This is a genomic window from Bradyrhizobium liaoningense, from assembly GCF_018130785.1.
GTDB classification, from domain to species: Bacteria; Pseudomonadota; Alphaproteobacteria; order Rhizobiales; family Xanthobacteraceae; genus Bradyrhizobium; species Bradyrhizobium liaoningense_A.
In genome coordinates this window covers 41,860-68,522 of the sequence record NZ_JAFCJT010000012.1, presented here as the reverse complement: position 1 = coordinate 68,522, position 26,663 = coordinate 41,860, and the positions used below count along the sequence as shown (strand labels likewise).

General features: G+C 63.3%; 21 protein-coding genes and 1 tRNA gene. 4 read left to right on the top strand and 18 right to left on the bottom strand.

Going from position 1 to position 26,663, the window contains the following annotated elements:
* Positions 1-97: 97 nt before the first annotated feature.
* The 10 genes from rpoC to JQ627_RS23040 all read right to left on the bottom strand — a co-directional run bounded on the left by rpoC (position 98) and on the right by JQ627_RS23040 (position 14,032).
* Complete coding sequence (rpoC, locus tag JQ627_RS23085; RefSeq protein ID WP_212486424.1) at positions 98-4,294, bottom strand: DNA-directed RNA polymerase subunit beta'; 4,197 nt, start codon at positions 4,292-4,294, stop codon at positions 98-100.
* 129 nt (positions 4,295-4,423) lie between these two features.
* Positions 4,424-8,542: a DNA-directed RNA polymerase subunit beta gene (gene rpoB / locus JQ627_RS23080; RefSeq protein ID WP_212486423.1), complete on the bottom strand. Its 4,119-nt coding sequence runs from the start codon at positions 8,540-8,542 to the stop codon at positions 4,424-4,426.
* Between the two features lie 483 nt (positions 8,543-9,025).
* On the bottom strand, positions 9,026-9,403 hold the full coding sequence (gene rplL, locus JQ627_RS23075; RefSeq protein WP_212092210.1) for a 50S ribosomal protein L7/L12: 378 nt from the start codon (positions 9,401-9,403) through the stop codon (positions 9,026-9,028).
* A gap of 54 nt (positions 9,404-9,457) precedes the next feature.
* Positions 9,458-9,976 carry a 50S ribosomal protein L10 gene (gene rplJ / locus JQ627_RS23070; RefSeq protein ID WP_128951213.1) on the bottom strand — a complete coding sequence of 173 codons (519 nt, stop codon included), beginning with the start codon at positions 9,974-9,976 and terminating at the stop codon, positions 9,458-9,460.
* A 584-nt stretch (positions 9,977-10,560) separates the two neighbouring features.
* Entirely contained in the window at positions 10,561-11,514 is a 954-nt protein-coding gene (locus tag JQ627_RS23065) for a 2-hydroxyacid dehydrogenase (protein WP_212486422.1), read from the bottom strand.
* A 90-nt stretch (positions 11,515-11,604) separates the two neighbouring features.
* Positions 11,605-12,297, bottom strand: a complete 693-nt coding sequence (gene rplA / locus JQ627_RS23060; RefSeq protein ID WP_212486421.1) for a 50S ribosomal protein L1 — start codon at positions 12,295-12,297, stop codon at positions 11,605-11,607.
* Positions 12,298-12,303: 6 nt separating this feature from the next.
* Positions 12,304-12,732: a 50S ribosomal protein L11 gene (gene rplK / locus JQ627_RS23055; RefSeq protein ID WP_006611824.1), complete on the bottom strand. Its 429-nt coding sequence runs from the start codon at positions 12,730-12,732 to the stop codon at positions 12,304-12,306.
* A 131-nt stretch (positions 12,733-12,863) separates the two neighbouring features.
* Positions 12,864-13,421 carry a transcription termination/antitermination protein NusG gene (gene nusG / locus JQ627_RS23050; RefSeq protein WP_063982569.1) on the bottom strand — a complete coding sequence of 186 codons (558 nt, stop codon included), beginning with the start codon at positions 13,419-13,421 and terminating at the stop codon, positions 12,864-12,866.
* Positions 13,421-13,612 (bottom strand): preprotein translocase subunit SecE, encoded by a 192-nt coding sequence (secE, locus tag JQ627_RS23045; protein ID WP_007611620.1) that lies wholly within the window; start codon positions 13,610-13,612, stop codon positions 13,421-13,423. The genes nusG and secE overlap by 1 nt, the downstream gene beginning before the upstream one ends.
* A 344-nt stretch (positions 13,613-13,956) precedes the next feature.
* Positions 13,957-14,032 (bottom strand) — tRNA-Trp (locus JQ627_RS23040).
* A gap of 165 nt (positions 14,033-14,197) precedes the next feature.
* Here JQ627_RS23040 and JQ627_RS23035 point away from each other — a divergent pair.
* Positions 14,198-15,421: a serine hydrolase gene (locus tag JQ627_RS23035; RefSeq protein ID WP_212486420.1), complete on the top strand. Its 1,224-nt coding sequence runs from the start codon at positions 14,198-14,200 to the stop codon at positions 15,419-15,421.
* 146 nt (positions 15,422-15,567) lie between these two features.
* Here JQ627_RS23035 and JQ627_RS23030 read toward each other — a convergent pair whose 3' ends face one another.
* On the bottom strand, positions 15,568-16,335 hold the full coding sequence (locus JQ627_RS23030) for an SDR family NAD(P)-dependent oxidoreductase (RefSeq protein WP_212486419.1): 768 nt from the start codon (positions 16,333-16,335) through the stop codon (positions 15,568-15,570).
* 69 nt (positions 16,336-16,404) lie between these two features.
* Positions 16,405-17,103 (bottom strand): histidine phosphatase family protein, encoded by a 699-nt coding sequence (locus tag JQ627_RS23025; protein ID WP_212486418.1) that lies wholly within the window; start codon positions 17,101-17,103, stop codon positions 16,405-16,407.
* Positions 17,104-17,237: 134 nt separating this feature from the next.
* Between JQ627_RS23025 and JQ627_RS23020 the strand changes: the two genes are divergently transcribed.
* Positions 17,238-18,023 carry an SDR family NAD(P)-dependent oxidoreductase gene (locus tag JQ627_RS23020; RefSeq protein WP_028152877.1) on the top strand — a complete coding sequence of 262 codons (786 nt, stop codon included), beginning with the start codon at positions 17,238-17,240 and terminating at the stop codon, positions 18,021-18,023.
* Between the two features lie 1,088 nt (positions 18,024-19,111).
* On the top strand, positions 19,112-20,305 hold the full coding sequence (argE, locus tag JQ627_RS23015) for an acetylornithine deacetylase (protein WP_212486417.1): 1,194 nt from the start codon (positions 19,112-19,114) through the stop codon (positions 20,303-20,305).
* 488 nt (positions 20,306-20,793) lie between these two features.
* Here argE and JQ627_RS23010 read toward each other — a convergent pair whose 3' ends face one another.
* The gene (locus tag JQ627_RS23010) at positions 20,794-21,852 is read right to left on the bottom strand and encodes a phosphotransferase family protein (RefSeq protein ID WP_212486416.1); all 1,059 of its coding nucleotides are present in this window, start codon (positions 21,850-21,852) and stop codon (positions 20,794-20,796) included.
* Between the two features lie 147 nt (positions 21,853-21,999).
* Positions 22,000-23,235 (bottom strand): acyl-CoA dehydrogenase family protein, encoded by a 1,236-nt coding sequence (locus tag JQ627_RS23005; RefSeq protein ID WP_212486415.1) that lies wholly within the window; start codon positions 23,233-23,235, stop codon positions 22,000-22,002.
* Between the two features lie 214 nt (positions 23,236-23,449).
* Between JQ627_RS23005 and JQ627_RS23000 the strand changes: the two genes are divergently transcribed.
* The gene (locus JQ627_RS23000) at positions 23,450-24,112 is read left to right on the top strand and encodes a TetR/AcrR family transcriptional regulator (protein WP_212486414.1); all 663 of its coding nucleotides are present in this window, start codon (positions 23,450-23,452) and stop codon (positions 24,110-24,112) included.
* Between the two features lie 4 nt (positions 24,113-24,116).
* Here the strand turns inward: JQ627_RS23000 and JQ627_RS22995 are convergent, their stop codons facing one another.
* The 4 genes from JQ627_RS22995 to JQ627_RS22980 form a co-directional block, all read right to left on the bottom strand.
* Positions 24,117-24,509 carry a RidA family protein gene (locus JQ627_RS22995; protein ID WP_212486413.1) on the bottom strand — a complete coding sequence of 131 codons (393 nt, stop codon included), beginning with the start codon at positions 24,507-24,509 and terminating at the stop codon, positions 24,117-24,119.
* Positions 24,510-24,694: 185 nt separating this feature from the next.
* Positions 24,695-24,910, bottom strand: coding sequence for a hypothetical protein (locus JQ627_RS22990; RefSeq protein WP_212486412.1), 216 nt, complete (start codon positions 24,908-24,910; stop codon positions 24,695-24,697).
* A 157-nt stretch (positions 24,911-25,067) separates the two neighbouring features.
* Positions 25,068-25,193: a 3-keto-5-aminohexanoate cleavage protein gene (locus tag JQ627_RS22985; protein WP_249143304.1), complete on the bottom strand. Its 126-nt coding sequence runs from the start codon at positions 25,191-25,193 to the stop codon at positions 25,068-25,070.
* Between the two features lie 136 nt (positions 25,194-25,329).
* Entirely contained in the window at positions 25,330-26,559 is a 1,230-nt protein-coding gene (locus tag JQ627_RS22980) for a CaiB/BaiF CoA-transferase family protein (RefSeq protein WP_212486411.1), read from the bottom strand.
* Between the last annotated feature and the right edge of the window lie 104 nt (positions 26,560-26,663).

The following is a 26,663-nucleotide window of genomic DNA, read 5'->3' as shown; positions in this document are numbered from 1 at the left end:
AAAGGTTGATCGTGCACCGCAACAGGGAAACAAAGCAGCAAAAAGGCCGGCTTTCGCCGGCCTTTTCGTTGTCCTCGGTATTCCTACGGATGAACGATCATTCCGCGGGCGGCAGCGCGGGAAGCTCGGCTTCCGGCGCGGGCGACACGACGGCCGCCTGCTTCTCGCGTTCGTCCAGAATCAGCTTGTCGCGCTTCATCGCGACTTCGCGGATCTTGGCCATGGAGGCGCCGGTGCCCGCCGGGATCAGCCGGCCGACGATGACGTTCTCCTTGAGGCCTTCGAGCGGATCGACCTTGCCGTTGACCGCCGCTTCCGTGAGGACGCGTGTGGTCTCCTGGAACGAGGCCGCCGAGAAGAAGGAGCGGGTCTGGAGGCTCGCCTTGGTGATGCCGAGCAGAACCGGCGTTCCCGTGGCGATCTTCTTGCCCTCTTCCTTGGCCTTCTCGTTGAGCGCGTCGAACTCGATCTTGTCGACCTGCTCGCCGGAGATCATGTCCGTGTCGCCCTGGTCGGTGACTTCCACCTTCTGGAGCATCTGACGGACAATCACCTCGATGTGCTTGTCGTTGATGAGCACGCCCTGGAGCCGGTAGACCTCCTGGATTTCGTTGACCAGATAGGCCGCGAGCTCCTCGATGCCCTTGACCGCAAGGATGTCGTGCGGCGCCGGGTTGCCTTCCACGATGAAGTCGCCCTTTTCGACGACGTCGCCGTCCTGAAGGTGGATGTGCTTGCCCTTCGGGATCAGGTACTCGCGCGGCTCGTCGGTCTTGTCCATCGGCTCGATCGAGATGCGACGCTTGTTCTTGTAGTCGCGCCCGAACCGGATGGTGCCCGCGATTTCGGCGATGATCGCCGCATCCTTCGGACGCCGTGCCTCGAACAGTTCCGCCACCCGCGGCAGACCGCCGGTGATGTCACGCGTCTTGGCGCTTTCGGTCGAGACACGGGCGAGGATGTCGCCCGGATTGACCTTGGCTCCGACGTCGACCGAGAGAATGGCATCGACCGACAGCATGTAGCGGGCATCGCCGCCACGGGCGAGCTTGAGCACCTTGCCGTCCTTGCCCTTGACCACGATGGCCGGACGCAGGTCCGAGCCGCCGCGGGTCGAGCGCCAGTCGATGACCACGCGCTTGGCGATACCGGTAGCCTCGTCGAGCGTTTCCGAGATCGACTGCCCCTCGACCAGATCCTCGAAGCCGATGGTACCTTCGACTTCGGTGAGGAGCGGACGGGTGTAGGGATCCCACTCGACGATGCGCTGGCCGCGCTTGACGTTGTCGCCCTCGTCGACGTGCAGGCGCGAACCGTACTGAATACGGTGCGTCGCACGCTCGGTGCCGTCGGCATCGACGATCGCCACCACCATGTTGCGGACCATCGCGACCAGGTGACCTTCGCTGTTGCGGGCGATGGACTTGTTCCGGATCACGATCTTGCCGTCGAAGTTGGATTCGACGAACGACTGCTCGTTGAGCTGCGCCGCACCACCGATGTGGAAGGTGCGCATGGTCAGCTGGGTGCCCGGCTCGCCGATCGACTGCGCCGCGATGACGCCGACGGCCTCACCGTGGTTGACCGGCGTGCCGCGGGCGAGGTCGCGGCCGTAGCACATGCCGCAGATGCCGTTGACGAGCTCGCAGGTCAGAGCCGAACGGATCTTCACCTCCTGCACACCACCCTGGTGGATGGCATCCAGATGGCTCTCTTCCATCAGCGTACCGCGCTTGATGATCACCTTGCCGGAGCTGTCACGCACGTCTTCGCAGGCCGTACGGCCTAGGATGCGCGAGCCGAGCGAGGCGACCACGGTGCCGGCATCGACGATGGCGCGCATCTTGATGCCGAGCTTGGTGCCGCAGTCGTTCTGCGTGATGATGCAGTCCTGCGCGACGTCGACGAGACGACGGGTCAGGTAGCCGGAGTTCGCGGTCTTCAACGCGGTGTCCGCGAGGCCCTTGCGGGCGCCGTGGGTCGAGTTGAAGTACTCGAGCACCGAGAGGCCTTCCTTGAAGTTCGAGATGATCGGCGTCTCGATGATCTCACCCGACGGCTTGGCCATCAGGCCGCGCATGCCGGCGAGCTGGCGCATCTGGGCCGGCGAACCGCGGGCACCGGAGTGAGCCATCATGTAGATCGAGTTGATGTCGGCGTCGGCTCCGCTCGCCGTCTTCTTGGTGGCGGAGATCTCCTTCATCATCGCCTTGGCGATTTCTTCCGTGGCCTTCGACCAGGCGTCGACGACCTTGTTGTACTTCTCACCATGGGTGATCAGACCGTCGTTGTACTGCTGCTCGAAATCCTTCGCCAGCGTACGGGTGGTGTCGACGATCTTCCACTTGCCGTGCGGCACGACCATGTCGTCCTTGCCGAACGAGATGCCGGCCTTGAACGCGTTGTAGAAGCCGAGCGCCATGATGCGGTCGCAGAAGATCACCGTCTCCTTCTGGCCGCAGTGGCGGTAGACCTGGTCGATGACGCCGGAAATCTCGCGCTTGGTCATCAGCTTGTTGATGATCTCGTACGAAATCCGCGGATTCTTCGGCAGCAGATTGCCCAGCATGACGCGGCCAGCGGTGGTCTCGATCCACCGCGTCGAGACCTTGCCGGTCTCATCCATGCCTTGCCACCGATACTTGATCTTGGTGTGGAGGTGGATGACCCTCGCATGCAGCGCGTGCTCGAGCTCGGCCATGTCGCCGAAGATCTTGCCCTCGCCGGGCAGGCCTTCGCGCATGATCGAGACGTAGTAGAGACCGAGCACGATGTCCTGCGACGGCACGATGATCGGCTGGCCGTTCGCCGGATGCAGGATGTTGTTGGTCGACATCATCAGGACGCGCGCTTCGAGCTGCGCTTCGAGCGACAGCGGAACGTGCACGGCCATCTGATCGCCGTCGAAGTCGGCGTTGAACGCGGCGCAGACCAGCGGGTGAAGCTGGATCGCCTTGCCCTCGATCAGCACGGGCTCGAACGCCTGGATGCCGAGGCGATGCAGCGTCGGTGCGCGGTTGAGCAGCACCGGATGCTCGCGGATGACCTCGTCCAGGATGTCCCAGACCTCGGGCCGCTCCTTCTCGACCAGCTTCTTGGCCTGCTTCACGGTGGTGGACAGGCCCTTGGCGTCAAGCCGCGAATAGATGAACGGCTTGAACAGCTCGAGCGCCATCTTCTTCGGCAGGCCGCACTGATGCAGGCGCAGCTCGGGACCGACCACGATCACCGAACGGCCCGAATAGTCGACGCGCTTGCCGAGCAGGTTCTGGCGGAAGCGGCCCTGCTTGCCCTTGAGCATGTCGGCGAGCGACTTCAGCGGACGCTTGTTGGCGCCCGTGATGACGCGGCCACGGCGGCCGTTGTCGAACAGCGCATCGACCGCTTCCTGAAGCATGCGCTTCTCGTTGCGGATGATGATGTCAGGCGCACGCAGCTCCATCAGCCGCTTCAAGCGGTTGTTGCGGTTGATGACGCGGCGGTAGAGGTCGTTGAGGTCCGAGGTCGCGAACCGGCCGCCGTCCAGCGGCACCAGCGGACGCAGGTCCGGCGGGATCACCGGAACCACGGTCATGATCATCCATTCCGGCTTGTTGCCGGAGTGGCGGAACGCTTCCACGATCTTCAGGCGCTTGGCGAGCTTCTTGTGCTTGATGTCGGAGTCGGTCTCCTGCATCTCGAGGCGCAAGGTGGCTTCGAGCTTCTCGAGGTCCATGCCCTTGAGCAGCTCGCGGATCGCTTCCGCGCCGATCATGGCGGTGAAGCTGTCCTGGCCGTACTCGTCCTGTGCCTTCAGATACTCGTCTTCCGACAAGAGCTGACGGTCCTTCAGCGCGGTGAGGCCCGGCTCCAGCACGACGTAGTATTCGAAGTAGAGGATCCGCTCGAGATCCTTCAGCGTCATGTCCAGCAGAAGGCCGATGCGCGAGGGCAGCGACTTCAGGAACCAGATGTGGGCGACGGGGGCTGCGAGCTCGATATGGCCCATGCGCTCGCGCCGGACGCGCGACAGCGTGACCTCGACCGAGCACTTCTCGCAGATGATGCCCTTGTACTTCATGCGCTTGTACTTGCCGCACAAGCACTCGTAGTCCTTGATCGGCCCGAAGATGCGGGCGCAGAACAGGCCGTCGCGCTCGGGCTTGAAGGTACGGTAGTTGATGGTCTCCGGCTTCTTGATCTCGCCGTAGGACCAGGACAGAATCTTCTCTGGAGACGCGATCGAGATCCGGATCTGGTCGAAGACCTGAGCCGGCGTCGTCGGGTTAAAAAGATTCATAATTTCTTGGTTCATCGTCTTCTCCTCGCGTGCCGGTCGCCTACGGCCGCAAATTCGAAAATCACTCAAGCGGGGCGCCCTGCCCTCAAGGCCTCGGGAGGGGCGCCAATGCCCGGCCGTGAAGGCCGGGCATGAAAGGTCGAATTACTCGGCCGCTTCCGACGTCGGCGCCGGACCCATCTTGGAGTTGTGCAGGTCGACGTTGAGGCCGAGCGAGCGCATTTCCTTGACCAGCACGTTGAACGATTCCGGAATACCGGCCTCGAACGTGTCGTCGCCGCGCACGATCGCCTCGTAGACCTTGGTGCGGCCGGCGACGTCGTCCGACTTCACCGTCAGCATCTCCTGGAGCGTGTACGCCGCGCCGTAAGCCTCGAGCGCCCACACCTCCATTTCGCCGAAGCGCTGGCCGCCGAACTGCGCCTTGCCGCCCAGCGGCTGCTGGGTGACGAGCGAGTACGGACCGATCGAGCGCGCGTGGATCTTGTCGTCGACCAGATGGTGCAGCTTGAGCATGTAGATGTAGCCCACCGTCACCTTGCGATCGAACGGATCGCCGGTGCGGCCGTCATAGACGGTCGACTGCCCCGAAGCGTCGAGACCGGCAAGCTTCAGCATCTCCTCGATGTCGGCTTCCTTGGCGCCGTCGAACACCGGCGTCGCGATCGGCACGCCGCGGCTCAGATTGTGGCCGAGCTCGATCAGTTCGTTGTCGTTGAGCGACTTGATCGTCTCGTCCTCGCCATAGACCTTCTTCAAGGTTTCCTTCAGCGGCTTGATGTCCTGCTTCGACAAATAGGCATCGACCGTCTGGCCGATACGCTTGCCGAGGCCGGCGCAGGCCCAGCCGAGATGGGTTTCGAGGATCTGTCCGACGTTCATGCGCGAGGGCACGCCGAGCGGATTGAGCACGATGTCGGCATGCGTACCGTCTTCGAGGAACGGCATGTCCTCGATCGGCACGATCTTCGACACCACGCCCTTGTTGCCGTGGCGGCCGGCCATCTTGTCACCGGGCTGGATCTTGCGCTTCACCGCGACGAAGACCTTGACCATCTTCATCACGCCGGGCGGCAATTCGTCACCGCGCTGAAGCTTCTCGACCTTGTCGAGGAAGCGCTGTTCCAGCCCCTTCTTCGACTCGTCGTACTGCTTCCGCATGGCCTCGATCTCGGCCATCAGCTTGTCGTTCGGCGAAGCGAACAGCCACCATTGCGACTTCGGGTACTCCTCGAGCACCGCGCGGGTGATCTTGGTGTCCTTCTTGAAGCCCTTCGGGCCCGCAATGCCCTGCCGTCCCTCGAGCAGCTCGGCGAGACGGTTGTAGACGTTGCGGTCCAGGATCGCCTGCTCGTCGTCGCGGTCCTTGGCCAGACGCTCGATCTCTTCCCGCTCGATCGCCAGCGCACGCTCGTCCTTGTCGACGCCGTGACGGTTGAACACGCGCACTTCCACGATCGTGCCCTGCACGCCCGGAGGAACGCGCAGCGAGGTGTCGCGAACGTCGGAGGCCTTTTCGCCGAAGATGGCGCGCAGAAGCTTTTCTTCCGGCGTCATCGGGCTTTCGCCCTTTGGCGTGATCTTGCCGACCAGGATGTCGCCGGCGCGCACTTCCGCGCCGATGTAGACGATACCGGCTTCGTCGAGGTTCTTCAGCGCTTCTTCCGAGACGTTCGGAATGTCGCGGGTGATTTCCTCGGGTCCGAGCTTGGTGTCGCGGGCCATCACCTCGAATTCTTCGATATGGATCGAGGTGAAGACGTCTTCCTTCACGATCCGCTCGGAGAGCAGGATCGAGTCTTCGAAGTTGTAGCCGTTCCACGGCATGAACGCGACGAGCACGTTGCGCCCCAGAGCGAGCTCGCCGAGATCGGTCGACGGACCGTCGGCGATGATGTCGCCCTTCTTGACGATGTCGCCGACCTTCACCAGCGGACGCTGGTTGATGCAGGTCGACTGGTTGGAGCGCTGGTACTTCATCAGGCGGTAGATATCGACGCCCGACTTGGTCGGATCGAGATCTTCCGTGGCGCGGATGACGACGCGGGTGGCGTCGATCTGGTCGATCACGCCCGAACGGCGCGCCGCGATCGCAGCACCCGAGTCACGCGCAACGACGCCTTCCATGCCGGTGCCGACGAACGGCGCCTCGGCGCGAACCAGCGGCACCGCCTGGCGCTGCATGTTCGAGCCCATCAGCGCGCGGTTGGCGTCGTCGTTCTCGAGGAACGGGATCAGGGCTGCCGCGACCGAAACGAGCTGCTTCGGCGACACATCCATGTAGTCGACCTTGTCCGGCGTCACCGGCAGGACTTCGCCGGCGTGACGGCAGACCACGAGGTCTTCGGTGAAGCGGCCCTTCGGGTCGAGCGGCACGTTGGCCTGCGCGACCGTGTAGCGGCCCTCTTCCATCGCCGAGAGGTACACGACCTCGTCGGTGACGCGACCGTCCTTGACCTTGCGGTACGGCGTCTCGACGAAGCCGTACTTGTTCACGCGCGCGAAGGTCGCGAGCGAGTTGATCAGGCCGATGTTCGGACCTTCCGGCGTCTCGATCGGGCAGATGCGGCCGTAATGGGTCGGATGCACGTCGCGCACCTCGAAGCCGGCGCGCTCGCGGGTCAGACCACCCGGTCCAAGCGCGGACAGGCGGCGCTTGTGGGTGATCTCCGACAGCGGGTTGGTCTGGTCCATGAACTGCGAGAGCTGCGAGGAGCCGAAGAACTCGCGCACGGCGGCAGCCGCCGGCTTCGCGTTGATCAGGTCCTGCGGCATGACCGTGTCGATGTCGACCGAGGACATGCGCTCCTTGATCGCGCGCTCCATGCGCAGGAGGCCGATGCGGTACTGGTTCTCCATGAGCTCGCCGACCGAGCGCACACGGCGGTTGCCGAGATGGTCGATATCGTCGATCTCGCCCTTGCCGTCGCGCAGATCCACCAGCGTCTTGATGACGGAGAGGATGTCTTCCTTGCGCAGCGTACGCTGGGTGTCGGGCGCATCGAGGTCGAGGCGCATGTTCATCTTGACGCGGCCGACCGCGGACAGGTCGTAGCGCTCGGCATCGAAGAACAGCGACTGGAACATCGCCTGCGCCGAATCCAGCGTCGGCGGTTCGCCCGGACGCATCACGCGGTAGATGTCGAACAGCGCGTCCTCGCGCGTCATGTTCTTGTCGGCCGAGAGCGTGTTGCGGATGTAGGCGCCGACATTGACGTGGTCGATGTCGAGCAGCGGCAGTTCCTTGTAGCCCTGCTCGTTGAGGGCCTTCATCGACTTGTCGGTGATCTCTTCACCGGCTTCCGCGTGGATCTCGCCGGTCTTCGGGTTGACGAGGTCCTCGGCGAGATAGTTGCCGACGAGCTCCTCATCGGACAGGCGCAGCGCCTTCAGGCCCTTCTCCTGCATCTGACGCGCACCGCGCACGGTGAGCTTCTTGCCGGCCTCGAGCACGACCTTGCCGGTGTCGGCGTCGATCAGGTCGTTGATGGTCGAGTAGCCGCGGAAACGGTTGGCGTCGAACGGAACGCGCCAGCCTTCCTTGGTCCGCTTGTAGAGAATCTTCTTGTAGAACGTGCTGAGGATCGCCTCGCCGTCGAGGCCGAGCGCGAACATCAGCGACGTCACCGGAATCTTGCGGCGACGGTCGATACGCGCATAGACGATGTCCTTGGCGTCGAACTCGATGTCGAGCCAGGAGCCGCGATACGGGATGACGCGGGCGGCGAACAGCAGCTTGCCCGAGGAATGGGTCTTGCCCTTGTCGTGGTCGAAGAACACGCCGGGCGAACGGTGCATCTGGGAGACGATGACGCGCTCAGTGCCGTTGACGATGAAGGTGCCGTTCATCGTCATGAGCGGGATGTCGCCCATGTAGACGTCCTGCTCCTTGATGTCCTTCACCGACTTGGCGCCGGTTTCCTCGTCGATATCGAACACGATGAGGCGCAGCGTCACCTTGAGGGGTGCCGCGAAGGTCATGCCGCGCTGGCGGCACTCGTCGACGTCGTATTTCGGCGGCTCGAACTCGTAGCGGACGAATTCCAGCATCGAGGTGCCCGAGAAGTCGGAGATCGGGAACACCGAGCGGAACACCGCCTGCAAGCCCTCATCGGACCGCCCGCCCTGGGGTTCGTCGACCATCAGGAACTGGTCATAGGACGCCTTCTGAACCTCGATGAGGTTCGGCATCTCGGCGACTTCCTTGATGTGTCCGAAGAACTTGCGAACGCGTTTGCGACCGGTGAATGTCTGCTGCGCCATCGTGGCCTCTCATTTTCGTCGCCCGCTCTGGGCGCGCCGTCCGGAACGCGGCTGCCACCGCTCCCCGGGTTGAATTTTTCGAACCCGCTTTGGGGGCCGGAGACTCAGTTCAGGCGGGAATGTCCTGAATCTGTTCTTCAGACCTTCAAAACGCAAAACGACGCGCGGGGCGCAGGAGCGCGCCCGCCCGTCACAACGATCGTCTTCACGGACTGCAAAAGCCCGAAATAGCCTGCTCTCCCAACGGCTTACAGGGAAATCCGGCATCCCTGCCCACCGCGCTTTCGTGCTGCCGAACCGATATGGGGCGACAATAGTGGAGATTCGAGGGGTAAACCCTCAAATCCCCACACTTTTTCGTGTTCGGCCTGCGTCGGGACGTTCCGTCGCACGCCTTTTGCATCCGGTCCATCCCTTTTGTGGATGGACCAGGATCCCGGGCCTCGCTGACGCGCGCCCGGGATCTTGGCCAGCAAGCGCCGCTTACTTGAGCTCGACCTTGGCGCCAGCCTTCTCGAGCTGGACCTTGATTTTGTCGGCTTCTTCCTTGTTCACGCCTTCCTTGACAGGCTTCGGCGCGCCCTCGACGAGGTCCTTTGCTTCCTTCAGGCCCAGGCCGGTGATGGCGCGGACTTCCTTGATGACCTCGATCTTCTTGTCGCCGGCGCTGGCGAGAACGACCGTGAACTCGGTCTTCTCTTCCGCCGGAGCGGCGGCAGCGCCACCACCAGCCGGGCCGGCCACGGCGACAGCCGCGGCAGCCGAAACGCCCCACTTCTCTTCGAGGAGCTTCGCGAGTTCGGCAGCTTCGAGCACGGTGAGGCTCGAGAGGTCGTCAACGATCTTCTGCAAGTCAGCCATTGTTCAGTTTCCTTGAGTGTAAGTCTGGTTCGGGTTTGAGTTTTGCGAAGGGCGTCAGGCCGCTTCGCCCTTTGAGGCATGAGCCTGGATGACGCGCGCGAGCTTGCCCGCGGGCGCATTGGCGAGCTGAGCAAGCTTGGTCGCCGGGGCCACAAGCAGGCCGACGATCTTGCCGCGCAGTTCATCAAGCGACGGCAGCGAGGCAAGCGCCTTCACGCCGTCGACATTCAGGACGGTCTTCCCCATCGAGCCGCCGACGATGACGAACTTTTCGTTCGCCTTGGCGAATTCGATGGCGACCTTTGGCGCCGCTACCGGATCGTTCGAAGTGGCGATCACGGTCGGTCCCTTCAGCATGGGGCCGATGGCAACGACGTCAGTGCCTTCAAGAGCAATTTTGGCGAGACGGTTCTTCGAGACCTTCACCGAGGCGCCAGCCTGCTTCATCTGCATACGCAGCTTCTGCATCTGGGCAACGGTCAGGCCGGAATATTGAGCAACGACCGCGACGCTCGTGGTCTTGAAGACCCCATTGAGCTGTTCGACCGCTTCCTTTTTTGCCGCTCGTTCCACAGCAAGCTCTTTCCGGTTGGCGGTCATCGCGAGAAGCGGGACCGCCGGGTTGCACCCATCGTCCCACCCAAAACCTGAACCTCGGGGCCAAAACCCCCAGGACACGCGCCGGGCGAGACGACAATTTAAAGCCTGCCCTCCGGGAGCCCTTAAGGCCCACGGCGTGTCGAGGTCCGAACCAGACCCGTTTCGCAAGCCAGCCGTTAAAGCTGGGCGCGAAGTGAAATCCGGTCTTCACCCGTCTATGCAGGCCATGCGATTAAGCCGTTGAGAAATCGAAACTTCCCGCGGGCGCCTGCAGTCTTGGACAGGACGAGGTCAGCCGGCGAACCGCCCGACCCCTGCCCGCACTCCACCAACCGACGGGTTTTCCTTCCTTTTCGGGCAAATCCTCACGGACGTCCTGAAAAGGAATGATCTCCTGCCTTGTAGGGTTTTCGGAATGCGTGCACGAACGCGCCAGCCTTAGCCGGCACGTCCGGAAGCGGTTCTTTAACCGCTCCGAGCCCGATTGCCAAGAGCAAAATTCACACCAGTTCCAATCGATTGCCGGCGGGGATTGACCCAGGCCAACAAGGGCCGATTCAGGCCGATTTGACCGCATAAGGCAGCGGCTTACCCTCGAAGAATGCGCTCAGGTTCGCGAGCACGCAGCCCTGCATGGCGACGTGCGATTCGAGGGTATGGCCTCCGATATGGGGGGCGAACACGACGTTGGGCAGCGCAGTCAACGCATCGGGGGCGTGCGGTTCCTTTTCGAAGACGTCTAGGCCGGCGCCGGCGATGGTCTTGTCGGTCAGCGCCGCGACCAGGGCCTTCTCGTCGATCACTGAGCCGCGGGAGATATTGACGACATAGCCATCCGCGCCGAGGCGCCTGAGGATGTCGGCGTCGACGACGTGCTGGGTGTCGGCCCCCGCCCGCACCGCGATCATCAGCACGCTGCACCAGTCGGCGAGCGCCTCCAGCGTCGGGAAATATTGATACGGCAGATCGTATTGGCTGCGGCTGAAATAGCCGACCTCGCTCTCGAAGGCGGCGCAGCGCGCCGCGATCTTGCGGCCGATCTCTCCCATGCCGTAGACGCCAATGCGGCGGCCGGGCATGCCGGCCTGCGGGCGCATCATCGGCGACTGCTTTGACGATGCCCAATCGCCGCTGCGGACATATTGGTCGGCAACCAGGATCCGCCGCGTCGTTGCCAGCATCAGGGTCATCGCGATGTCGGCGACGGAGGCAGCATTGGCGCCAGGGCTGTGGCCGACCGCGATGTTGCGGGCGGCAGCCGCCTTCAGGTCGACGCCGTCATAGCCGGTTCCGTAGCAGACGATGGCGCCGAGCTTTGGAAACAGGTCCATCGCCTCTGCGCCGAGCGGCGAGCCGCCGGCCGTCAACAGCGCGCGGATGCCACTGAGCTCCTCCACCGGAAACATGTCGCGGGCCGGCTTGCCGCCGGTGTCGAGCAGCTCGAACCGCTCGGCGAAGCGCGCCATCATCGTCTTGGGAAAGCGCGAATAGATCAGGACCTTGTCAGCCATTGTTCTTGTTTCCGGTAAGCGCCGCGACAAACGACGAGGGGCGGAATCGGTTGCCCAATTCCGCCCCTCGCCTCATGCAATTTCCAAACCTTAGCCGAGAATGGTGCCCGGCTCGACCTTCACGCCCGGGCCCATCGTCGAGGACACCGCAACGCGCTGGATGTAGGTACCCTTGGAGCCGGCCGGCTTCGCCTTCGAGACAGCATCGGCGAGAGCCTTGATGTTCTCGACCAGCTTCTCCTCGGAGAACGAGGCCTTGCCGACGCCGGCCTGCAAGATGCCGGCCTTCTCGACGCGGAACTCGACCGAGCCGCCCTTGGCGCCCTTCACCGCACCGGTGACGTCCATGGTCACGGTGCCGATCTTCGGGTTCGGCATCAGGCCACGCGGGCCCAGCACCTTACCGAGACGGCCGACCAGCGGCATCATGTCGGGGGTGGCGATGCAGCGGTCGAACTCGATCGAACCGTTCTGCACCTTCTCGACCAGGTCCTCGGCGCCGACGACGTCGGCACCCGCAGCCTTGGCCTCATCGGCCTTGGCGCCGCGGGCGAACACGCCGACGCGGAGCGTACGGCCGGTGCCGTTCGGCAGGGTCACGACGCCGCGGACCATCTGGTCGGCGTGACGCGGATCGACGCCGAGATTGATCGCGACCTCGATGGTCTCGTCGAACTTCGCCTTGGCGCGTTCCTTGACCATCTTGATGGCGTCCGCGAGCGGGTAAAGCTTTTCGCGGTCAACACCTTCGCGGGCTTTGTTCAAACGCTTTCCGATTGCCATGAGCCCTTACCCCGCCACTTCCAGACCCATCGAACGGGCAGAGCCCTCGACCATCTTCATGGCCGACTCGATGGAATCGCAATTGAGATCCTTCATCTTCTTCTCGGCGATCTCGCGCACCTGCGCCTTGGTCACCTTGCCGGCCTTGTCGCGGCCCGGCGCCTTCGAGCCGGACTGGATCTTGGCGGCCTGCTTGAGGAAGAAGGACATCGGGGGCGTCTTCATCTCGAACGTGAACGAACGATCGGCATAGATCGTGATCACGACGGGAATCGGGGTGTTCTTCTCTTCCTTCTGGGTCTGGGCGTTGAACGCCTTGCAGAACTCCATGATGTTGAGACCGCGCTGACCAAGCGCGGGACCGATCGGGGGCGAAGGATTCGCCGCACCGGCCGGGACCTGAAGCTTCAGGTATCCGGTCACTTTCTTTGCCATGTATCACTCCTGTTGTGCCGGCGATCGCCAGCGGTTTCAGGTTCGTGGTCTGGGTCGGATGCGGCTGGCAACCGCCCTCTCCCTCCCACGGCCTCTTGTTGCGTGAGACCGAAGTCTCACGCGCTACCCGGTCAGACCTTCTCGACCTGACCGAATTCCAGCTCGACCGGCGTAGCGCGGCCGAAGATCGACACCGCGACCTTCACGCGCGAGCGCGCCTCGTCGATTTCCTCGACCACACCCGAGAACGAGGCAAACGGGCCATCGGCCACGCGCACGTTCTCGCCGATCTCGAACGACACCGACGCCTTCGGCCGTTCCACACCCTCCTGCACCTGGTGCAGGATGCGCATGGCCTCGGCTTCCGAGATCGGCATCGGCTTATTCTCGGCGCCGAGGAAGCCCGTGACCTTCGGGGTGTTCTTGATCAGATGAAACGCCTCGTCGGTCAGCTTCATCTTCACCAGCACGTAGCCCGGGAAGAACTTGCGCTCGGCGTCGATCTTGCGGCCGCGGCGCACTTCCGTGACCTTCTCGGTCGGAACCAGCACCAGCTCGAACAGCTCCTCGAGCCCGCGCTGCTTGGCCTGCTCGCGGATCGATTCGGCGACCTTCTTCTCGAAGTTCGAGTAGGCGTGGACGATGTACCAGCGCTTGTCGGTCGATTGGGTTGCAGCGGCTGTTGCCATCAGTGAATGCCCAAAAGGAAGGTGATGAGGTAGCGGATGATCTGGTCGGCGGCGAAGAAGAAGATCGAGGCCACGGCGACCATCACGAATACCATGATCGTGGTGATCGTGGTCTCACGACGGGTCGGCCAGGTGACCTTGGCGGTCTCCGAGCGCACTTCCTGCAAGAACTTGAACGGGCTGACTGCCATCGTTTGATGTCCAACGTCCGTCGACAGACGCGAATGAATTTCAGGGATCCGAACAGCCGCCGTTGGCCCAGCCCTCTATCTCGAAGGATGAGCCGGAAACCGGGCTCGATTGTTCGGGGATTTCAAAGCCGCGCCGGATATCCGCATCTCAACGGGCCGGCTGCGAGTGCGGGGTATCTACTGCGGATGGGGCCAAAGGTCAAGGTGCGGGCCAGCCGGGAGACGCGCGGCCGAGGCCAGCGGACCCGATCCGGATCAAGGGCTTACCCGGTCCGCATGATCCACGGTCCGAGCTTTTCGCTCGGTGCCGTCCTGCCTGTCGATCCTGATTGCCTGGGATTAGCTGGCAGGAGTGGCAGGGCTCGAACCTGCGACCCCCGGTTTTGGAGACCGGTGCTCTACCAATTGAGCTACACTCCTACGGACCCTCGCGTCGCCGCGCGGATCAGGGCCGCTTTCAAGCACAGGGGACGGCCGGATTGCAAGGACGGATTGCAAGGGTGAGGCGCGCTGGCCTCGCTTGTTTCGGCCGCGCCATCTGGGCCACTCTTCGCTCCCGATAATAATGTGCCCCCGGGAGTGAACATGACTGCCACAGCCGCCGCCCAAGCCGCCATCGCGCCGAAAACCCCGCCTTTGCCCGAAGCCAAGCCGGAAACGCTGGGCTTGTCGCGCCCTCGTCTCCAGACGATGTCGGACGCGTTCAAGCGCGAGATCGACAGGGGAACCATTCCGGGAGTGACCGTGCTGGTGGCCCGGCGCGGCCAGGTCGGCTGGTTCGAGGCGCTCGGCAAGCAGAGCCCGGCGGCGTCCGTGCCGATGGCGCTTGATTCGATCTTCCGCATCTTCTCGATGACCAAGCCGATCGTCTCGGTCGGCATCATGGCGCTGGTCGAGGATGGCCACCTCCTGCTCGCCGACCCCGTCGCCAAGTTCATTCCGGAGTTCGCTAACCAGAAGGTCGGCGTGGTCAGCGGCGACAAGCTGGAACTGGTTCCGCCGAAGCGGCCGATGACGGTACAGGACCTACTCCGCCACACCTCTGGTCTCACTTATGAGCACCAGGGCGACGGCCCCGTGCACAAGCTCTACCAGGAGTCCCGCGTCCGCAGCCGCAAGATCACCAATGCCGAGCATGCCGCGCTGGTCGCTCGCTTCCCGCTGGTCTGCCACCCCGGCGACGAGTTCAACTATAGCCGCTCTACCGACATCCTCGGCCGCATCATCGAAATCGTCAGCGGCAAATCACTCGGCGCCTTCCTCGCCGAGCGCATCCTCGCTCCGCTCCAGATGGCCGAGACCGGCTTCTCGACGAGCGAAGCCAATGCCGGCCGGCTCGCTCAGCCGTTCGAAGCCGATCCCTGGACCGGCGACAAGGTCGCGCTGTTCAACATGCTCGAGCAGCCGGTGATGGAGTCCGGCGGCGGCGGCCTGGTCTCGACCACGATGGACTATGCCCGCTTCGCGCTGATGCTGCGCAACGGCGGCACGCTCGACGGCAACAGGATCATTGGCCGCAAGACGCTGGAGCTGATGGCATCCGATCACCTGGGACCGCACGTTGTGACCAACGGCACCCTGCTCTCGCCCGGCCACGGCTTCGGCCTCGGCTTCGCCGTGCGCCGCGAGGCCGGCATCGCGCCGTTCCCCGGCAGCGTCGGCCAGTATTTCTGGAGCGGCATTGCCGGGACGTTCTTCTGGATCGACCCGAAGGAGGATCTGTTCGTCGTGTTCATGTCGCAGGGCCCGGGACAGCGCGATCATACGCGGACGCTGGTGCGGGATCTGGTTTACGCGGCGGTGGATTGAGGTCTCGTGCCCCGGACGCAACGCAGCGCGTAGCGGTGCGTTGCAGAGCCGAGGCCCATGTCTCTGCGATCGCGTTTTCGGCCTTCTGGGTCCCGGCTCTGCGGAGCAGCACTTCGTGCTGCTCCGCGTCCGGGGGCGCGAGACCGTCAACTAATCGTCGCGCCGCCGTCGATCACCATGGTCTGGCCGGTCATGAAGTCGCCGGCCTTCGATCCCAGGAACACGGCGGCGCCGGCGATCTCGTCGGGGATGCCGATGCGGAGCAGCGGCGAGCGCGAGGTCGAGGCCTTTAGATTCTCCGGATTGTCCCACAGCGCCTTGGCAAAATCGGTCTTGATCAGGCCGGGCGCGATGCAGTTCACGCGGATGTTGTGCTTGCCGTATTCGCAGGCGAGATTGCGCGCGAGCTGCATGTCGGCGGCCTTGGAAATCGCGTAGGCGCCGAGGATGGTCGAGCCTTTGAGGCCGCCGATCGAGGAGACGATGATGATCGAGCCGTCCTTGCGCTCGATCATCTGCGGCACCACCATCGAGATCAGCCAGTTGTTGGCGACGATGTTGTTGTCGAGAATCTTCCTGAACTGATCGTCGGAGATGCCGGCGAGCGGACCGTAATACGGGTTCGACGCGGCGTTGCAGACCAGCACGTCGATCTTGCCGAAGGCGCGGTTGCTCTCATCGATGAGATTTTGCAGATTTTCCTTCGACGAGATGTTGGCGGCGATCGCGACCGCCGTGCCCTTGCCGAACTTGTCGTTGATGCTCTTGGCAACCTGGTCGCAGACGTCGGCCTTGCGCGAGGAGATCACGACCTTGGCGCCGTGCTCGGCCATGCGCTCGGCGATCGCAAGCCCGATACCGCGCGTCGAGCCGGTGATGACGGCAACTTTGCCCTTCATGTCGAACAAGGTCATGTTTCTCTCCCAGATTATGGTTTGATTGACTTGAAGCTTACGCCGCGTCCGTGCGCGCGGACAACGGTGTCAGGCGAGCTTCTTGACTTCCGGTCCCGCCGGCTGATGCATTGCCGCGTGCGCGTCGTCCGCGATCCACGGCTGCTGGTTCACCATCGGCAGGCGCCAGACGCAGCGCTGGGAGCTCGAGAAGTAATCGAGCCGCGTGATCGACACATTGTCGATGTCGAACGACAGTGCCCGCTCTACCTGGCCGTCGAGTGCGAGGCCGATCGCCGCCTTGATGGTGCCGCCATGCGCGACGGCGATCACGTCCTGCCCGGCCGCCTCGGCGTTGATCCGCTCAACGGTACGGCGCGTGCGGTTGTAGAGATCCATGAAACTTTCGCCGCCGGGCGCGGGCTCGTTGATGTCGGCGAACCAGCTCGTGCCGACGGGACGACTCGCGATAAACTGGGCACGGTTCATGCCTTGCCAGCGGCCGAGATTCTGCTCGGCGAGGTCCGCTTCCCGTTTCATCGACGCAGGCTTCGGGTAACCGGCCGCCCAGATCGCTTCCGCGGTCTGGTGGGTGCGCATCAGATTGCTCGAATACCAGACCGCCTTGCGTGGCAGCACCTTGGCAACAGCATTGAACACGTAAGTATCGCTGGTGTCGCAGGCGAGATCGCTCTGCCCGTAGATGTTGCCGCCGTCATTGCGCACCGGCGCATGACGGACCCACCACCACCGCGTTGTGACCACATTGGGCTTGTCTGCGCTTGTCATCGAAACTCTTCCATCCCGTTTGATGTCGCTGTACGTCAGGTGTGAACGTGTCTCAAGACACTTTACCGTTTGAAATCTTGTTTGAAATTCCGTCGCGCGGCAAGCGTCGCGCAGCATACCAAAGGGAGAAACGCATGGGCCGTCTGCAAGGCAAATCCGTCATCATCACCGGCGCCGGCAGCGGCATCGGCCGCGCCGCCGCACTCCTCTTCACCCGGGAAGGCGCCAAGCTGATCGCGGTCGACCGCACCGAGGCGGTGAAGGAGACCGTCGACGAGGTGAAGAAGGCCGGCGGTGTCGCGGAAGCCATGGTGGCCGACGCGGGCTCCGAAAAGGACGTCATGGCCGTCATCGACAAGGCGGTGAAGACGCATGGCCGGCTCGACGTGATCTGGGCCAATGCCGGCGTCTCCGGCGGGCTCGTCCCGCTCGGTGAGCAGACCGTGGAACAGTGGCAAGAGGTGCTGCGCGTCAACCTGATCGGACCGTTCCTTGCGGTGAAGCATGCGATGCCGCACATGGTGAAGCAACAGTCCGGCGCGATCGTGCTCACCGCATCCGTCGCGGGCCTCAAGGCCGGCGCCAGCGGTCATCCCTACGCGGCGAGCAAGGCCGGCGTGATCAGCCTGGTGCAGACCACGGCGTATTCGCTCACCGGCACCGGCGTGCGCATCAACGCGGTCTGCCCGGGCCTTATCGAGACCGGCATGACCAAACCGATCTTCGACCGCGCCAAGGAACGTGGCACCCAGGACAAGATCGGCCAGCTCAATCCCCTCAAGCGTCCCGGCCAGCCGCACGAGCTCGCGGCGATGGGGCTGTTCCTGGCCAGCGACGAGGCGTCGTATGTCAACGGCCAGGCGTTCCCGGTTGACGGTGGGCTGACGGCGTCGATGCCGTATACGGGGAAGCCGGTTTAGCATCGTTGCCCTCGTTCGTTCCGTCATCCTGAGGTGCGAGGCATGCGATGCATACGCATCGCAAGCCGAGCCTCGAAGGATGAACGGCCGAGATGCAGCCGGGCCGTCGCCCTTCGAGGCTCGAAGAGGCGAGCACCTCAGGGTGACGGTGAGCGATTGCCGCATGCTGCCTCAACGTCGTCATTGCGAGCGTAGCGAAGCAATCCAGAATCCCTCCGCGGAGACAGTCTGGATTGCTTCGTCGCAAGAGCTCCTCGCAATGACGGAGTGTGGGGTGACACGGCCGCTTCATCATTCGCATGTTCATTGCAGACACACCTCCGCATCCTCGCGGCTTGTTTTGCCCGAGCTTTGCCTCGATGCCTCCCCCTCCATTGAAAGAGGGCGCAGGGAAGACCGGGAGCCGGCTGGCTCCCATTGTCCGCTATGCCATGAGTAGTTTGCGCTACAATGCACAGCGGGTAACAGGGCAACCGGAGCATCCCGGCCTTCCCTGCGCAGTGGTTGGAACGGCATATATCGTGCTCTCCCCGGGGAGCGATGCACTATTGCCCCCGTCGCCGTGCGGATGACTGATGCGCGTATCCGGTTGGACCGCCGCATCACCGCAAGACTTGGCGCACAGACCCCGGGCGCCAGGACGACACGATTTGGCCGTACGCCGATCACACCTGTCGTTGGCGCGAGGTCTTCGCTCACGGTCGCCCGCCCTGCGAAGCTTTTCGTGCCGATGTGACCTGCGTCCACCGCCGCCCGGCCCGCGTTCGTGACGATCGCGATACGCCCCTCTTCCTTGGGCCGGGTTGCGGCGATGGATACGCCGTTTCCGAATTTCGGCAAAGTGGAATATTTTCGGTGGTGCGGGTTGACCGAGCGTTTGGGTGTTTTGCTCGACGGGCAACGCGAGATCTTGTAACGCGGATGGAGCGAAGCGTAGTCCGGGAATCCATCCAATCCGGCGAAGTGGCCCCGATTGCGCTGCGCTCGATCCGGGCTACGGTACCCGTGTTGATTTGCCCATGGGGCCGCCACGTTGGTATGGTTCATGCAGGCAACCTCAGCCTCCCTCTCCCCCGACAGAAATGACAATGCCGAACCCGATCTTCCCAAGCTCCAGAGCGGATCGCATCCGCCACCTTCTCGCTGACCTCGTCGGCTTCGACACAATCAGCGATCGTTCCAACCTGCCCCTGATCGCCCATATCGAGAGCTATCTCGCCTTCCTCGGCGTCAAGGGCGAGCGCATCGTCGACGACACCGGGCAGAAAGCCTCGCTCTGGGTCACGATCGGACCGAAGGACCGGCCAGGCCTCGTGCTGTCGGGACACACCGACGTCGTGCCGGTCGCGGGCCAGGACTGGAGCCACGATCCATTCAAGCTGGTCGAGCGCGACGGCAAGCTCTACGGCCGCGGCACCACCGACATGAAGGGATTTGTCGCGGTGTGCCTCGCCATGGTGCCGGAGATGCTGGAAGCGAGACTTGCGACGCCGATTCATCTCGCGATCTCCTATGACGAGGAGATCGGTTGCGTCGGCGTGAGGCCGATGCTGCGCGAGGTTGCGAAGAAGAAGGTCAGGCCGCTCGGCGCCTTCATCGGCGAGCCGACCGAGATGAAGGTCATCATCGGCCACAAGGGCAAGCACGGCGTGCGCGCGACATTCCGTGGCCTCGCCCGCCACTCCTCGATCGCACCAGACGGAGTCAACGCGATCGAATATGCGGCGGAGCTGATCACGGAAATCCGCCGCCGCGCCGTGGCGCTCGCAGCCGCGCGATCAACCGGCAGCCTCTACGACGTTCCGCATTCGACGCTGCTCACCAGCATCGTGCATGGCGGCGCCGCGCTCAACATCGTGCCCGACACCTGCACGGTGGATTTCGAATGCCGCGGTATCGGCATCACCGAGTCGCGCGAGGTAACGGATGCGATCGTCGCCTGGGCCAAGGCCGAGCTCGAGCCCGCGATGAAGAAGCAACATCCGGAGTGCGGCATCGATTTCGAGGAGATCCTCGACTATCCCGCGCTCGACACCGATGCCGATGCCGCGATCGTCACGCTCGCCAAGAGCCTTGCGGGTCGCAACGACCACGCCAAGGTGGCGTTCGGCACCGAAGCGAGTTTGTTTGCCAGCATGGCCGATGTCCCGTCGGTCGTAATCGGACCGGGCTCGATCGCGCAGGCGCATACGCCGGACGAGTTCGTGGAGATGGCGGAGCTGGAGAAATGCGCGGGGTTTGTGGAGAGGCTGATCGTGCATTGTGTGAAGGCGGCGTCGTAGGTGCCGTAGGGTGGGCAAAGCGGAGCGTGCCCACCGGCGTTACCATGATCGCGGAGAGATGGTGGGCACAGCGCTACGCGCCTTTGCCCACCCTACGAGAGCGGCGTAGCTCGTATGAGCGGAGCGACACTCCCCGGATATCGCTACGCTCATCCGGGCTACGAACCTTGCACGAACTACTAGCGAGGATTCCGAGTTCCATCCTCGTCATTGCGAGGAGCTCTTGCGACGAAGCAATCCAGACGGCCTCCGCGGAACGATTCTGGATTGCTTCGCTTCGCTCGCAATGACGATGGAACGAGCTCGCCTCATCACTGGTGTCATGCCCCGGCTTGACCGGGGCATCCAGTACGCCGCCGCTTCTCGGTTCAAGCGCCACCGTCTCTGGAATACTGGATTGCCCGCCTTCGCGGGCAATGACACTGAGCATGTGGAAGCGGCCTCGCAACAAACAAAAGGCGCGGCCATCGGCCGCGCATTTGTCGTCCCTAAACCGCGCCCGCCTTCTGCGCGTATTCCCATGAGGCCTTCGACAGCGGCACGGTGCGCTTGGCCGATTCGAGCGCCTTGGCGTTGGCGGCGGTGCCGTCGCGGACGCGGCCGGCGATTCCTTGCGTGATGCCGGCGAGGCGGAACAGATTGTAAGCAAAATACCAGTTGAGATCGGGCACCGTCATCTTGGTGACGTTGCAATAGATCTGCGCCGCCTCCTCCACGCTCGGGATGTTGAGCGCCTTGAGGTCGGCTCCCTGAAGCCCCGGCATGATCCACTGCATCAGGAGATAGGTGAAGTCGGCCATGGGATCGCCGAGCGTCGAGAGCTCCCAGTCCAGCACGGCCTGCACGCGCGGTTCCGTCGCGTGGAAAATCATGTTGTCGAGGCGATAGTCGCCGTGGACGATCGAGACGCGCGCCTGCTCCGGCACGGTTTTAGGCAGCCATTCGGCGACCTTCTCGAACTCCGGAATGTGCTGGGTCTCGGACGCCCGGTACTGCTTGGTCCAGCGGTCGATCTGCCGCGCAAAGTAGTTGCCGGGCTTGCCGAACTCGCCGAGCCCGATAGCAACGGGATCGAACATGTGCAGCTTTGCGAGCGTCTCGATCTTGCTGGTGAATATCTTGCGGCGGTCTTCCGGCGTCTGGCTCGGCAGCGTCGGATCCCAGAACACCCGGCCGTCCTCCATCGACATGATGTAGAAGGCGGCGCCGATGATGCTGTCGTCCTGGCACAGCGCATAGGCGCGCGCGACCGGAAAGCCCTGCTTTCCAAGGGCTGCAATCACGCGATATTCGCGATCGACCGCGTGCGCCGACGGCAGCAATTTGCCGAACGGCTTGCGGCGCATCACGTAGGAGCGGTTCGGCGTATTCAGCCGGTAGGTCGGATTGGATTGGCCGCCCTTGAACTGGAGAACGACCAGCGGGCCTTCATAGCCTTCGACGTTGTCGCGCATCCAGGCTTCCAAGCGCAGCTCGTCGAAACGATGCCGCTCCTCGACCGGCTTGGTGCCCGAGAATTCTTCGTCTTTCCTGACGCCGTCAGCCACGGTGACGCTCCCTCTTCAGTCCTGACCATTTCAGGTCAGGCATGATCCTAATCGGTAACCGCTGACGCACTTGCGTCAAGCGGTCATTCCGAATGGGACCATGCCCTGTCGTTTCTTCAGATCGGGAGCGCCCGCATGCCCTCCCTCTTAATGCTTGGGAGAATTGGCATACTTCCGAACTTCAAGCCTGGCAATGGCGCGATTGTGCACCTCGTCCGGACCGTCGGCGAGCCGCAGCGTGCGGATGCCGGCGTAGTCCTTGGCGAGACCCGCCTCGTCCGAAACGCCCGCGCCGCCGAACGCCTGGATCGCCTCGTCGATGATCTTCAGCGCCATGTTGGGCGCAGCGACCTTGATCATGGCGATCTCGGCCTGCGCGGTCTTGTTGCCGACCTTGTCCATCATGTCGGCGGCCTTGAGGCAGAGCAGACGCGTCATCTCGATGTTGGTGCGGGCCTCGCCGATGCGCTGCTCCCACACGCTGTGCTCGACGATCTTCTTGCCGAAGGCGGTGCGCGACATCAGACGCTTCACCATCTTCTCCAGCGCCTCCTCGGCCTTGCCGATGGTGCGCATGCAGTGATGGATGCGGCCGGGACCGAGGCGACCCTGCGCGATCTCGAAGCCGCGGCCCTCGCCGAGCAGGATGTTCTCCTTCGGAACGCGCACGTTCTCGAGCAGCACCTGGGCATGGCCATGCGGCGCGTCGTCGAAGCCGAACACCGGCAGCATCTTCTCGACCTTGATGCCGGGGGTGTCGAGCGGAACCAGGATCTGCGACTGCTGCTGGTGCTTGGCCGCGTTGAAATCGGTCTTGCCCATCAGGATCGCGATCTTGCAGCGGGGATCGCCGACGCCGGACGACCACCATTTGCGACCATTGATGACGTAGTGATCGCCATCCTTCTCGATGCGGGTCTCGATGTTGGTGGCATCGGACGAGGCGACCGCCGGTTCCGTCATCAGGAACGCCGAGCGGATCTCGCCGTCCATCAGCGGACGCAGCCATTTGCGCTTCTGCTCCTTGGAACCGTAGCGCATGAACACTTCCATGTTGCCGGTGTCGGGCGCGGAACAGTTGAACACTTCCGAAGCCCAGGAGATGTGGCCCATCTGCTCCGACAACAGCGCGTATTCGAGATTGGTCAATCCCGCGCCGCGGAATTCGTCGTCCTCATGCTCGTTCGGCGGCATGAACATGTTCCAGAGGCCTTCGGCCTTCGCCTTCTTCTTGAGGTCCTCCAGAACCGGGATCACCTTCCAGCGCTCGCCGCTGCGATCCTGCTCGTTATAGATCGGCACCGCCGGACGCACGTGCTTGGTCATGAACAACTGCACGCGGTCGAGCCATTCCTTCTGCTTCGGGGACAGATCGAAATCCATGGGACGCTCCTCGGTCTCTCTTTAAGAACCTGTTTTGGCCGGACTGTCCTCCCGCTGCACGCGGCCCGCAAGCGCGAATGCGCTGACTTGCGGACGTTCCGGAACCGGTTCGCGCGTTGCGAACGAGTCTCGATTGCGGATTGACTTTCTCCGGCCTTCAAACGATAGTTTCATACAAGTGTTTGAATTGCAACTCCCTCCCCTGAGGGCATCCATGGCCAGCGATCATACGAGGTCTGCCATTCTCGCCGCCGCCGAACGGCTCTATGCCGATCGCGGCTTCGGCGACGTGACGCTGCGCGACATCGTCGCGGAGGCCAACGTCAACCTCGCGGCAGTGAATTATCATTTCGGCTCGAAGGACGAATTGATCGCAGAGCTGTTCGTCTCGCGCTCGATCGCGACCAATCGCGAGCGTTTGCGCGAGTTGAAGGCCGCGGAAGAGCAAGGCGGTGGTCGCGCGCCGATCGAGGTGATCTTGCGCGCCCTCGTCGGTCCGACCTTGCGCGGCTGCCTCGGGCCCGAAAACCAGCGCTCCACCGCGGCGCGCTTCATGATCCGCGCCTCGATCGAATCCGTGCCGCCGATCCGCCGCATCAAGAACCGCGAGCTCGACCACTTACGGAAATTCGCAGGCGCCATGCGCCGCGCCCTGCCCGACCGCAGCGATGTCGATATCTATTGGGGCCTGAATTTCGCGCTCGCCATGGCGCACCACACCATCCGCGAGAGCGAGCGGTTGACGAAATTGTCGGAAGGCAAATGCGATCTCGACGACGTCGAGGACGTCGTCGCGCGCGTCGTCAGCGTCGCGACGATGGCGCTGACAGCGGGGAAGGTCGAGGCGAAGGCGCCGTCAAGGATTGCTGCGCGCTAGCGCCTCACATCATCGCGATGCAGTCGATCTCGACGTCGAAGGGGCCGAACCATTCCGGGGTGCAGACGAAGATGCGCGCCGGCGGATCAATCGGGAAATAGCGCGCATAGACCGCGTTAAACGCAGCGAAGTGCTTTGTCGAGGTGCAGTAGACGTTGCACTTCATGACGTTGTCGAGGGAGGCGCCGGCCGTCTCCAGGCAGAGCTTCATCTGCTCCATGATGAGCTCGCTCTGGCGCTCGATCGGTACTTCCGCGATCTCGCCCGTCTCGGGGTCGAATGGCGGCAGGCCGGCAACGAAGATCATGTTGCCGGCGCGCGTCACCGGCGAGGTCGGCGCCTTCCAGCGGTCGAGGAACGTCGAAATCGGTTCGACGCGGAGCGCTTCGCGTTTCATCGGCGGCCACCTTCGGTTCAAGCGAGACTGGCGCCTTGCTACATCATTCTGCAGCCGACATGCTTCGCTTGTGATCGAAGTGTGATCGTGACAGCGGGACCAAAGCGCAATGAGATCGCGCTTTTGCTTGTTAGTTTGAGCATGATCTTGTCGGAAAACCGCTGCGCACTTTTCCGGATCAGGCTCTACATCCGCTGCGGCATCTCCTCGGCCTCTTCCTTGGCGAGCAGCAGCAGCATCTCGATGCCCATCTCACCTTCCTGCGGCGAGCGGATGAACTTTATTTCGTCGGCGCTTTGTCGTAGCGCGGCAATGATGGCGACGGCCTGATTGGCCGTTGCTGCCTCGGTCGCCAGAATTGCCTTCTGGTTCTTGGCCTGAAACCCGATCGTGTAGGACATTCGTTCCCTCCCGGACTTGCATCGGGAGGATCGCATCAGAGTCGCGCGCGAAGCGGAAGCCTGTGCGAGTACGGACCGTGTTTATCTGGGGATTGCGCGCAAGCCTCGCGTAAGCCGCGCGCGCGTCACGCTGACGTCACGATTTATCCGATGGCGATCAGCCCAGCCCCAGCATCGCCCTTGCATCCTCCGCAGTCGCGACGCTCGCGCCCAGACTCTTCAAAATGCCCGCGGCATGCGCGACCAGCTCGGCATTGGTCTTCGCCAGCACGCCCTTGGACATATAGAGATGGCGCAGGTGATGATGGTTTTGCCGATCATGCGATGCTGTCCCGATGTCGTCGTGGCAATGGCCTTGCGCAAATCTACCTTACCCTCCCCTGGGGGGGAGGGTAAGAACGCGCGCCGCCTCGGTAGCGCTAGATGATCCCGTGCTTCTTCAGCTCCTCGATCTTGCCCGCATCATAGCCGAGCTTGGCGCCGAGCACTTCCTGTGTGTGCTCACCCAGCAGCGGCGGGGCGCGGTAATTCTTGATTGGGGTCTCCGAGAGGGTGAGCGCGTTGCGGATCAGCGAGAGGTCGGGCTCGAAGGGATGGTCGACCTTCACCCGCATGCCGCGCGACTGGACGTGCGGATCGGAAAACACCTGCTCGAAATTGTTGATCGGGCCCGACGGCACGCCGGCCTCCTCCAGCTTTTCGAGCCAGTAGGCCACCGGCTTCTTCAGGAACAGCCCGGCGAAGATCGCCATGATCTCCTTGCCATGCACGACGCGGTCGTTGTTCTTGATGAAGCGCTTGTCGTTGGCGAGCTCGGGCTCGCCGAGCACCGCGCAGGTGCGCTGGAACTGGCCGTCATTGCCGACCACCAGCATCAGTTCCCCGTCGGTGCAGCGGAACACGCCGGCCGGCATGCCGCCATTGCCCCAGGTGCCGCGGCGCGGCGGCGTCTTGCCGTTGACGAGGTAGATCTGGAGCCAGTGCGACAGCGATGCGATGACGGTATCGAACAGGCAGACGTCGATGTGCTGTCCCTGCCCGTCATTGACATCGCGATGGTAGAGCGCCGAGAGAATGCCGATCGAGGTGTTCATGCCGGTCATGTAGTCGACGATCGAAGGGCCGACCTTCATCGGGCCCTCGCCCGGCTCGCCGTCGATGTGGCCGGTGACGCTCATCAGGCCGCCCATCGCCTGGAGGATGGCATCATAGCCGGCGCGCGGCGCGTAGGGGCCGGTCTGGCCGAAGCCGGTGACCGAGCAATAGATGATGCCGGGGTTGATCGCCTTGATGGTCTCGTAGTCGAGGCCGTAGCGCTTGAGATCGCCGACCTTGTAGTTCTCCATGAAGACGTCGGCGTCCTTGGCGAGCTCCCGGATGATCGCCTGCCCCTCGGGCTTGGCGATGTTCACGGTGACCGACTTCTTGTTGCGGTTGGCGCAAAGGTAAAACGAGTTGTTGTTATTCGCCTTGCCCTCGGGGTCGGTCAGGTAGGGCGGCCCAAAGGCGCGCGCGTCGTCGCCGGTGCCAGGCCGCTCGATCTTGATCACCTCCGCGCCGAGATCGCCCAGCATCTGGGCCGACAGGGGCCCGGCAAGCACGCGGGTGAGGTCAAGGATCTTGATGCCTGAGAGCGGCAGAGCCGACATGTCGATTTCCTCCGGGGGAACTGGATATTGGCGCGGCGGCGAGATCGCGGGCCGCGCACTCTGCGGATACACTATTTTGGTGCCCTGAGCACTGCACGCTGGGC